At 58.2% G+C, this 9,948-nt stretch carries 11 protein-coding genes and 1 pseudogene; 10 read left to right on the forward strand and 2 right to left on the reverse strand.

Annotated elements, in window-relative coordinates; translation table 11 throughout:
• Nucleotides 1–114: 114 nt before the first annotated feature.
• The 8 genes from RN629_RS12245 to RN629_RS12280 all read left to right on the forward strand — a co-directional run bounded on the left by RN629_RS12245 (nucleotide 115) and on the right by RN629_RS12280 (nucleotide 8,112).
• The gene (locus RN629_RS12245; protein WP_407035481.1) at nucleotides 115–387 is read left to right on the forward strand and encodes a type II toxin-antitoxin system TacA family antitoxin; all 273 of its coding nucleotides are present in this window, start codon (nucleotides 115–117) and stop codon (nucleotides 385–387) included.
• The gene (locus RN629_RS12250; RefSeq protein WP_407035482.1) at nucleotides 375–908 is read left to right on the forward strand and encodes a GNAT family N-acetyltransferase; all 534 of its coding nucleotides are present in this window, start codon (nucleotides 375–377) and stop codon (nucleotides 906–908) included. The genes RN629_RS12245 and RN629_RS12250 overlap by 13 nt, the downstream gene beginning before the upstream one ends.
• 116 nt (nucleotides 909–1,024) lie before the next feature.
• Entirely contained in the window at nucleotides 1,025–1,420 is a 396-nt protein-coding gene (locus RN629_RS12255) for a DUF4326 domain-containing protein (protein WP_407035483.1), read from the forward strand.
• Nucleotides 1,421–1,727: 307 nt separating this feature from the next.
• Nucleotides 1,728–2,630 (forward strand): hypothetical protein, encoded by a 903-nt coding sequence (locus RN629_RS12260; protein WP_407035484.1) that lies wholly within the window; start codon nucleotides 1,728–1,730, stop codon nucleotides 2,628–2,630.
• A 1-nt stretch (nucleotide 2,631) separates the two neighbouring features.
• Entirely contained in the window at nucleotides 2,632–3,111 is a 480-nt protein-coding gene (locus tag RN629_RS12265) for a hypothetical protein (RefSeq protein WP_407035485.1), read from the forward strand.
• Nucleotides 3,111–5,153, forward strand: coding sequence for an ATP-binding protein (locus tag RN629_RS12270; protein WP_407035486.1), 2,043 nt, complete (start codon nucleotides 3,111–3,113; stop codon nucleotides 5,151–5,153). Before RN629_RS12265 ends, RN629_RS12270 begins: the two co-directional genes overlap by 1 nt.
• A gap of 187 nt (nucleotides 5,154–5,340) precedes the next feature.
• Nucleotides 5,341–7,434, forward strand: coding sequence for a DEAD/DEAH box helicase (locus tag RN629_RS12275; protein WP_407035487.1), 2,094 nt, complete (start codon nucleotides 5,341–5,343; stop codon nucleotides 7,432–7,434).
• Between the two features lie 9 nt (nucleotides 7,435–7,443).
• A complete protein-coding gene (locus RN629_RS12280; protein ID WP_407035488.1) occupies nucleotides 7,444–8,112 on the forward strand; it encodes a DUF2290 domain-containing protein in 669 nt (222 codons plus the stop codon).
• Between the two features lie 188 nt (nucleotides 8,113–8,300).
• Here RN629_RS12280 and RN629_RS12285 read toward each other — a convergent pair whose 3' ends face one another.
• The gene (locus tag RN629_RS12285; protein WP_407035489.1) at nucleotides 8,301–8,705 is read right to left on the reverse strand and encodes a DUF3363 domain-containing protein; all 405 of its coding nucleotides are present in this window, start codon (nucleotides 8,703–8,705) and stop codon (nucleotides 8,301–8,303) included.
• A gap of 4 nt (nucleotides 8,706–8,709) precedes the next feature.
• Nucleotides 8,710–9,411, reverse strand: a pseudogene (locus tag RN629_RS12290) (DUF3363 domain-containing protein); the annotation flags it as partial.
• On the opposite strand from RN629_RS12290, the gene RN629_RS12295 reads away from it, so the two are divergent.
• Entirely contained in the window at nucleotides 9,304–9,681 is a 378-nt protein-coding gene (locus RN629_RS12295) for a hypothetical protein (RefSeq protein ID WP_407035490.1), read from the forward strand. The pseudogene RN629_RS12290 and the gene RN629_RS12295 sit on opposite strands and share 108 nt — an antisense overlap.
• Before the next feature lie 59 nt (nucleotides 9,682–9,740).
• On the forward strand, nucleotides 9,741–9,948 hold a 208-nt coding region (locus RN629_RS12300; protein WP_407035491.1), incomplete at its 3' end, for a transposase.

Consider the following 9,948-nt stretch of genomic DNA (forward strand, 5'->3'; position numbering starts at 1 on the left):
CTCGAGTCGCCGGACGGGCCGCACTGAACGCGGGAATCGCCGAAACTACTCTGGAAGGCGGGTTCTCCATCAATGCTTTGTATGCTATTGTCATACCGAGAAAGGATTGTTGAAATGGCCAATGCTACCCCCGCCGTGCTGAGCGTGCGCGTCAGCCCCAACGAGCGCGTCTTGCTGGAGGCAGCGGCCCAACATGCCCGCACCAATCTGAGCGACTTCATCCGGCGCAAGGCGATCGAGGCCGCCGAAGCGGATTTGCTGGAGCGCAGGATCGTAACCATTCCCGCTGAGGAATGGGAAAAAGTCGAGGCTTGGGTTGAGGCGCCCGCCAAAGACATTCCGGCACTACGCAAACTTTCGGCAACCCGCCCTGCATGGCAAGACTAACTCCGCCCCGGCCGCTTACTGCCGAAGATGATCGAACGACCTTCGATTGCGGTCGGGAGGCGCTGAATAACTGGTTCTGGCGTCATGCGTGGCACAATCAGGAGGCGAGCGTTTCCCGCACCAGTGTCGTTTGCGATACGCAGGCAGGGGAAATAGTCGGCTATGTCAGCCTGTCGGCAGCGCAAATCGAACGGGCCTGGCTGGCGAAAAGCCACCAGCGCAACCGGCCTGATCCCATCCCAGCGGTATTGCTCGGCCAACTCGCGATCGACTGGCGCTATCAGGGGCGCGGCTACGCGCGTTCCCTGATGTTCTTCGCCCTTACGACGGCGGTACACCTCTCCGAACAAGTCGGCTGCTTCTGCGTCCTGACCCATCCACTCGATGATGAGGTTCGGGCATTTTATGGGTCGTTCGGCTTCGAGGAACTACCGTTCGATCCGGGACGCAGCATGGCTATCCGGATCAATGATCTAAAACATAATGGCATCGGAACTAACCTGCGAACGGATTTCGGATGATGAGGCCGGTTCGTGCTTCGCCGCCATCCCAACCGCTTATGGCTTGATGGACCTTCCTGATAGCTGCCGCTTTTTACCACCTGCATAGCCAAAACGGCGCGGCAAAGGAGAACTCAATGGCTCAGCCTGGATCAGTCCGTGTCGTCTCGAAGCGCAAGGGTGGGATCGCTGCCTCCGCCCATGAGACGATCATCGACGCGGATCGCAACAATCCGGTTCTGGGCAACCGGCATATCCTGCACAACCATCGCGATGCGAAGGAACGTGCTCAGGTCATCGCCGCACACGGCCACGACCTCGATATTGACCTCACAAACAACGGCCCGATTGACCAGTTGCTAGACCAGCTCGCTGAGCGCGTACGCGGTGGCGAGCATATTGCGCTCGCTTGCTGGTGCAGCCCGCGTCCCTGCCACGCAGATCGCTACGTCGCGATCATCGCTGAACGAGCGGGGCTGCCAATCCCGCAAGCAATCGAACCCGATCTCTTCGCCGCCCAACACGATATCTGATCAGACGCCCGGGCAAGAACCGCCAACTTTCCGGACATTCAGCCGCCCAGATGTGCTCTTTGAAATCCGCCTTTTGTTCATCGATAGACGTGTCGGGATTTTCGACCGAGCGCGGGGCAAGCCTGCCGTTCTAGAGCGATAGGCTGAAAGGCGGCTCTTGTCAGGAGCCGAAAATCGGCGGTTGCGTATCTAATGTGCCGAGTTAAATCTGTGTTTGGGGGGAGCTTCGTTGGATAACCGAGTATTCTGGATCTTCGAACGGCGCCTGCTGGACCACGCATTTTCATGGGGCGGGGACTACTAGGGTTTGGCTGGCGAATCCGACATATGGGACGGCGACGAGTGGGAAGGCCATGTCCTTCACCTACTCCAGGCGGAACACGGCGCGCACAACGTTCAGAAGGTGCCTGCAAAGCATCTCGGTGATTGCGGGCTCGACTTCATCTGCCTGCACGAGCAGCTCGTGTATCAGTGCTACGCCGTCCAGGAGCCGATCGACGTCGCGGTCCGTGCGGACAAGCAGAAGTCGAAGATCACGATCGACATCAAGAAGTTCTGCGATCCGAACGGCGGTGCGGCCGCAATTCTGAAGGGCCAGAAAATCAAGCGCTGGATACTGGCCGTGCCGCTGCACGACAGCAAAGCGGTGGTCGAGCACGCGGCGAAGAAGGCGGCTGAGGTCAGGGCGAAGAAACTGCCGTATGTCGATGGCGACTTCCAGATCATCATTCAGGATCGGGAAACCTTCGACGCCGACACGTGGAATCACAGGATGCTTCTGCGGAAACGCATCCGCCCGATAGTGCCGGAGCCTACCGACGAAGACGTTGCGGCAGTATCCGACGGGGATCAGAGCCTGGCTGACAATCTTCGCGCCAAAATGGTGAAGCGTGTGTCGGACTCCGGCGAGTTGGAGGACGTCGTCGATGATCTGCTCCGCGTGTTCGTTCAATCGGAGAATGCAAAGGACACGCTGCGTTCCATGGCGCCGGACGCCTATGAGAACGTCGTCCGCCTGATCTCGGAAAGGTTGAGGCGCCTGCGGCTCGGGTCGCGCAGGCTTGTCGGCGACCCCTTGGACGCCGAGATCGACTCACTAAAGACCGCGATACTGGCGGCAGTTCCAAACCTCGATCCCGGCACGGCCGACACGATCGCGCTCGGTGCCGTGAGCGATTGGCTCATGCGCTGCCCGCTGAAGCTTGACTGATATGGAAGAGGCCAATCGCATCCGGTCAAAGCTGACCGGGGAGTTCTCGGTGACACAGCGCCCCGAGCCGATCCCAGGCGACTTGCGCCTTGGTTGGGGCGTCTCGCTGCTGCTGCTCGTTCTGGCGTCGTCACGCGGGCAGCGTTGTAGTCTGCAGAAGGTTCATTTCCTCGCCCATTTGAGCCGCACGGCTAAATCGCGACAGCAAATGCGTGAGGTTCTTGCGAGGCGTAGGGGGCCGGTTGACCTTTCGGTCCGCATCGAGCCTTGGGTAAACCGGGCAGCAGCGTTCGCCGCCGCCAGCGGGCTCGTGCATGTTCGAGACGGCAAGGCCCTGGCGCTGTCCGACGAAGGCAAGAAGGCGGTGGCGGCGATCCGGAAGGAGAAGCTGCTCGAGGATGAAGCCTCGTTTCTCGATGACGTCGGCAAGCTGACGACGGAGCAGGTGGTGGAGCGGATAATGAAGATGGAAGCGTTCTGATGCTCCGCATCAGGCATATCAGGCTGCGCGCTGAAACCACTGGCGGTCTATACGGGACCGACGTCAGGCTCGACGGCGGACTGACCGTTCTCCACGCGCCGAACACGTCCGGCAAGTCGACCGTCCTCCATGCGTTTCTCTATGCTTTAGGTCTTGAACAGATGCTCAGCCCGAGGCGGGAGATCCCTCTCTCCTACGCAATGCGGGAATATGTCCAGAATCCCGCCAGCGGGGTCGAGCACAAAATCCTCGAGTCATACGTCGCCGTAGAAATTGAGAACGCCGGTGGTCAGATGATGACCGTGCGGCGCAATGTAATCGCCGAAGGTGATCGACGGCTGATAAGCGTCATTGGTGGCCCGGAGCTGACCGAAGGCCCCGGCGACTATGCCCGCCGCGATTACTTCGTGATGGACGCTGGCGGCGCTCAGCGGGAGGCTGGCTTCCACCGGCTTTTGGCTGAGTTCATGAGCTGGAACCTGCCGACGGTGAAGAGGTTCGATGGCGGCGACTGTCCGCTCTACGTCGAAACCCTGTTCCCGCTGTTCTTCGTCGAGCAGAAGGTGGGTTGGACTGCGATACCCGGCGCGATACCGACTCAGTTCAGGATACGAGAAGTCCACCGGCGAAGCGTCGAGTTCCTGATGGATTTCGATACCCACGACATGGAGCTTAGGCGCCAGGACCTCGAACTACGCATGGGCGCGGCAAGGACCGATTGGGCCAAATCCGTGGATGCAATCGTTGCGCTTGCAACGGCATCGGGGTTCAGAGCCGCACGCTTGCCAATGGCGCCGACCGCGTTGGGAAGCGATGTCGAAAACGCCTATCTGGAATACCAGCAGAACGGCGAATGGCTGCGCTTGCAGACGCGCATCGCGGCTCTGGCGGAGCAGCTTGAGACGCTCGAGAACGAAACCATCCCCGAGGTGGAAGATGTCGTCGAAGGCGCGGCGGCGGAGGCCGAGGCACTCAACGCCGAGATCATGTCATTGAACACGGAACGGTCGACGATTTTCCGGGATCGACAGGCCGAACTCGTTCAGCAGGCTTCGACCGCACAGCGGATCGCACAGCTCGAGGAGGACCTTCAGAAGAACAAGGACGCGCTAAAGCTCCAGAATTTCGGCTCTACGCTTTCACGCGAGCTCGACCCCAACCACTGTCCGACGTGTGAGCAGGCGATCGATCAGTCGCTTCTGCCACAGGGGGCGTTGGAGTCGGTGATGTCCATTGAGGACAACATTGAATACCTCAGCGCCCAGAGGAAGGTGTTCAAGCGGCTCGCCGATCGCTCGGTCGCCATAATCCGCGAACTAGACCTGGAACTGGTATCGACGGGCGAGGACGTCAGACGTAAGTCGGCACGTCTTCGCGCGCTGAAGTCCGATCTGATCGCTCCGTCACATGCCGCGTCTGCGGCGTTCATCGAAGAACGCCTTCGCCTCGAACAGGAACTGGTTCGTATCGGCGACACTATAGGACGGTTCGAGCAGCAGCTTGATGCGTTGAGCGAGCAGGCGCGAGCCTGGCGGGATATGCTGGCCGAACGCGCCGACCTTCCGGAAGCGAGGCTGAGCGACAAGGACGTCGGCAAGCTGTCCAAGCTGGAGACGTCGATCCGGTCCCAGCTCGTCAGGTATGGGTTCGGCACTTTCCCGGCGAAGGACCTCACTGTGTCGCACGACAGCTACCGGCCGGAGAAGGAGGGGTTCGAGATCGGGTTCGAGCTTTCCGCCAGCGACAGCGTTCGACTCAAGTGGGCGTATCAACTCGGGCTGCTGGACGTTGCCCATGGCAGCAAGACCAATCATCCGGGGCTGGTGGTTTTCGACGAACCCCGACAGCAGGAGGCGGCAGAGGCGAGCGTCGCTGGGCTGCTGTCGGAGGCGTCCAGGATAGCGAATGGGCGCTCTCAGATTCTAATCGCCACTAGCGAGGACCTGTCGAAAGTGAAGGGGTTCCTAGAGGGAATCGAATGCCAACTGCTGGTATTCGATGAAAAGATGATTGCACCGATATCGGACGACGCCAGTTCCTGACGGCTCCTCGGCGTCCGTCCCAACGGCATGCCAGCAGTCGGCCAGTCCGCGTCAGCGCGCCCATCTCGTCCCATGGGTGACATGCACTCATTATCTTTGCTATGCCTCCCCCTGAAACTTTCAACGGCGCGGGATAATGACAGACGTAGTTTGGGGCTCGACGAAGAAGCCTGTGACGAGCCAGCGCTTGGCGGAGCTGATTGAGGCGAACTTCAATGAGCCCGGTGTTCTGTATGTTGGCTATCCGGTTTTGGCGGGAACCGATGGCGTCAGTTCGGTTGATGCGCTTTGGATCAGTCCGGAACACGGCATCGTTCTTTTTCAGCTGGTTGAAGGTTCTGATGCGACAGGCTTTGAAGCCGAGCAGGACGATTACGCTAATAAGCTAGACACTCGCCTACGCCCCCACAATGATCTTATGCGCGGTAGAACGCTCCTCGCCGAGCCTATCGTGGTGACCTTCGCTCCCCGAACAAGCGCCACGACCACGGAGCCGGATTATCGCATAGCAAGCAGTGATGGCGATCTCATCAAGCAACTTTCGGCTATCCAGTGGGATCGGCCGGATCTTTTTGAGCGCGCGCACTCTGTTATCCAGTCGATCTCATCGATTAGGAAGAGCAAGCGAAAGCGGCAGACTGCTAAGAGTGACTCTCGCGGATCTATCCTAAAGTCTCTCGAAGATTCAATTGCGAACCTTGACTCTTTACAGAGTCGCGCAGTGATCGAAACGGTCGACGGCGTTCAGAGAATTCGCGGCCTAGCAGGATCAGGGAAAACTATTATCTTGGCGCTTAAAGCCGCCTATCTTCATGTTCTTCATCCAGAATGGAAAATCGCGGTCACATTTAACACTCGATCTCTGAAGGCGCAGTTCAGGCGCTTGATCGAAACTTTTGTCTATGAGCAGACGCGCGAGCAACCGGACTGGGAGCAGCTGCAGGTTATCAATGCTTGGGGTGCGCCAGGAGGTATAGAACGAACAGGGGTTTACTACCAGTATTGCCAAGCGAACGGTTTGGAGTTTTGGGATTTTAGAAGAGCAAAAGAACGCTTTTCAACTCAAACTGCGTTCAAGGGCGTGGTTGAAATGGCCCTCGCCGCCTCAAACAGAGCGTCCCCGGTCTTCGACGCCATCCTTGTGGACGAAGCTCAGGACTTTGCGCCTAGCTTCTTACGTCTTTGCTATGCGGCGCTCGGAGAAAAGAAGCGCTTAGTCTATGCCTACGATGAGCTCCAATCTCTCACAGATAGCAGCCTGCCCCCGCCGGATGAGCTTTTTGGTACGAATGCAGCTGGCCAACCAAACGTGGTGTTCGACGAAAATGCTAAGGGGAAGCCGAGCCAAGATATTATCCTAGAAAAGTGCTATCGCAACTCACGCCCGGTCCTCGCTACAGCGCACGCTCTCGGTTTTGGCATATACCGCGACACCGATCCCAAGACGGGCACTGGCCTTATTCAGATGTTCGATCGGTCGGAACTCTGGCGTGACGTTGGCTATACCGTCAAATCGGGCAACCTTGAGGATGGCCAGCAGGTCACCTTGGAGCGAACCCCCGACTCAAGTCCGGCATTCTTGGAGACTCCAGCCGAAGTAGATCGACTGATCGAGTTCATAGAGTTTTCCGATACAGCTTCTCAAACAAAATGGCTGGTCGACCAGATTGAGAGGAACATCCGTTATGACGAGCTGGGCTACGACGACATTATCGTCATAAATCCGGATCCCATCTCAACAGTCAAGCAAGTAGCGTCGCCGCGGCGTGAGCTTTTTGAACGAGGGATTCAGTCGCACGTTGCCGGTGTGGATACATCTTCTGATATATTCTTTCGAGGCGAGGATGAGTCCATTGCCTTTACAGGGATATTCCGCGCGAAGGGCAACGAAGCTGGAATGGTTTACGTGATCAATGCGCAGGACTGCTACGGCGGTCCCTACAACGTCGGTCGAGTTAGAAATCAGCTTTTCACCGCCATAACTCGCAGCAAGGCGTGGGTGAGGGTGCTGGGGATTGGACCCAACATGAAGCGTTTAAAAGAAGAGTATAGCAGGGTCGAAGCTCATAATTACGAGTTAGAATTTGTTTATCCGAATGAGGAAACGAGAAAGCATCTTCGAGTTGTCAACCGAGATAGATCGGCATCGGAGCAGAAGAAGATCCAAGGCGCCACGAGTAGCTTAACCAAGCTCGTTTCTGACATAGGGGAGGGAAAAGTCTTGTTAGAAGACTTGCCGGCCGACGATATTGCGGCGCTTCGTCGACTCCTCGATCGTTGAGAACTCGGCGTGAACCCTGAGAGTGTCAGAAGGGAGATCGAGGTTTTAACTGCCGATCTAATCTCGGCAGGCCTTTGTGTTGATCAGAACTTTCCTGTCCTAACAACGGCGGGCGAGAGTGCGGAAGTTAATTTTGGAAAGACGACCGACCTTTCTGTGACCTTAAAGAACATCGCCTATGTCGAGGCATATGCCGTACTTGTTAAAAACCGATCTTACAACTTTAGGCTGATTGACGGAGGATTGGTTCAGCTTCTTTATCAGTTTCAGGAAGGGTCGTTATGCCGGCATCGCCTTGCATTCTTTCCTTCACCTGATCTTCTCGAATATCAAAATAACAGTGAGGTCTACGATCAGGACGATTTGTATGGCGATGTAATAGAGCGAAACGTAGTGACGGTTCCAATTAGATTCGACTACGATCCTGAGGCGGCAGCCGATTATCATCATCCCATCTCCCACTTAACCATCGGCCAATACAAGAATTGCAGAATACCAGTGTCTGGTGGAATAGGGCCGTTTTTCTTTATCAATTTCATATTGAGATCTTTTTACAATACGCCATTTCGGAAGTTTTGCTCTGAAATAAAAGAGAGCGCAAACACGTTTGCGGAAACGATAACGAGCAGCGAACGTCGCCATTTGCATATTCGGGTGAGCGATTCCGCACAGGCATGACCCAAGCACGCTGTTGCTGTGTCCCTTGGAGGTGAATGGCCGCTTTGGGGATGGGTTGACGCGTGACCGAATGAGGGAGCTTGGGGTGCCAAGCTGACATGCCGGTTCGCCGTCCGAAACGTCAGCTATCCTAATCTGCGCTCCTGAAAGATGGCGTTCCGGATCGTCCCAAAACCAGCCAAGGCAATTCACGAAATCGACGGCCCGCGCTGGCGACCGATGGTCCAGTTGATGCTATCGCCGCGCATGATGCCGGAGACCTGTTTCTCAAGGTGGCGGTCCAGCACGGGCCGCCACGGCACAAGGGTAAATTCGCGGCTCTTTTCGATCAGCGCATAGCGGCCTGACGCCAGTTCGATGGGACGGCGATAGATGCCCTCGATCCGTTCGCCAGGCTTGGCTTCGGAATAGGACAGCCCCAACTCGTCCGACAGTTGCCCGGCAACGCGGTTCATCTCCCGTCGCCGCAAGGTCGCCAGCAGGTTCGCGCGATAGATCATGCGGCCCTGTTCCTCCCGCGCCAGCCCTTCGGCTATCAGCCAATTGCCGCCGCAGAGCGAGCGCCGCGCGGGTGTCCTTTCCGAATCCGGCATCGCGCAATGGCTCCGGCCGGTCGGTCATCAACTCGCGGTCCAGCCAGGTCGCGCCATCGGAACCGGCCTGCCGGTCCAGCGGCATCGCTGACAGCGTATCGACGATGAATGGCGCGGCCTTGGCGCGCTGCGCTTCATAGGCGGCAGCCTTGTCCAGATGGTCTGGTGCAATGATCCAAGTGCCGTCCGGCTCACGCTCGATGTCGCCGCCGCTTCGGGCCATCGCCTTCCGCATCGCTTCCAGCCGCCGCACATGGGTTTCCGCGAACGTCTCCCGCGCGGTCGGATCGTGGCGCAAATGAATGTCGATCGAATAGCGCCCGCCATTGGCGGCGGCGATCTCCGCCACTGTCCTGTCAACGGCGCGAGCATCGGTCGATTTGGGTTCGATCCGCACCACCGCGCCGGTGGGAATGATCCCGGTCGCCTCGCCCTTGCCGATATCAACATAATGGCTGCGCCCGTCCGTCGCATCGATAATGAGATAATGGCGGTCGTTCACCTCATCTGACAGGCCGCGTTCCACGACACGCCCAACGATCGGGGACACATTCGCGGGATCGGCAATGGCATAGTCGGACAGGTTGCGTTCCAGCCCATGTTCGGTGAACGCACGCTGCATGGTGCGGATTATGTCGCCGCGCTCGCCCATGCGTCTCAACGTGCCGTCCATGCCGTCCGCCAACCGCCAGCGCCCCGGTTCGATCTCGGTGGCAAGGCCAAGCCGCCCCAGCTTCTGCAACCGGCCTGCGCGGAGCGACTGATAGAAGGGGTCGCGGTCGGCGGCTTCGACCGTCCGGTTCGCATCCATGTCGCGGGACAAGCGCCGGTCGATGCTGGTCAGCCGTTCCTGCTCGATCTCATGGCGGAGCCGGTCCTCGATCTCAATGTCGGTGCGCGGCCCCAGGTCGAGCGACACCAGCTCGGCCGCCCGCTCGCGGATTCCGCTGGTCAGATACTCGCCGCCTATGACTAGGGTCAGGACCCATTGATGTGAGCGCGGTGATCTGATTCAGGCTCCGCAAGGAGACTGAGATGAGCGACCTGTTTTGGCTGACGGACGAGCAGATGGAGCGGCTTCGGCCGTTCTTTCCCAAGAGCCACGGCAAGCCGCGTGTCGATGACCGGCGGGTGTTGAGCGGGATCGTCTTCGTCAATCGCAATGGGCTGCGCTGGCGGGATGCACCAAAGGACTATGGCCCTCACAAGACGCTGTATAACCGCTGGAAACGCTGGGGCCGGA

Source organism: Facivitalis istanbulensis, assembly GCF_040560405.1.
Lineage (GTDB): Bacteria > Pseudomonadota > Alphaproteobacteria > Sphingomonadales > Sphingomonadaceae > Sphingomonas > Sphingomonas istanbulensis.

Coding starts and splice junctions, on each gene's coding strand:
- RN629_RS12245 (WP_407035481.1), top strand. CDS start 115: ATGGCCAATGCTACCCCCGCCGTGCTGAGCGTGCGCGTCAGCCCCAAC.
- RN629_RS12250 (WP_407035482.1), top strand. CDS start 375: ATGGCAAGACTAACTCCGCCCCGGCCGCTTACTGCCGAAGATGATCGA.
- RN629_RS12255 (WP_407035483.1), top strand. CDS start 1,025: ATGGCTCAGCCTGGATCAGTCCGTGTCGTCTCGAAGCGCAAGGGTGGG.
- RN629_RS12265 (WP_407035485.1), top strand. CDS start 2,632: ATGGAAGAGGCCAATCGCATCCGGTCAAAGCTGACCGGGGAGTTCTCG.
- RN629_RS12270 (WP_407035486.1), top strand. CDS start 3,111: ATGCTCCGCATCAGGCATATCAGGCTGCGCGCTGAAACCACTGGCGGT.
- RN629_RS12285 (WP_407035489.1), bottom strand. CDS start 8,705: ATGCCGGATTCGGAAAGGACACCCGCGCGGCGCTCGCTCTGCGGCGGC.
- RN629_RS12295 (WP_407035490.1), top strand. CDS start 9,304: ATGTTCGGTGAACGCACGCTGCATGGTGCGGATTATGTCGCCGCGCTC.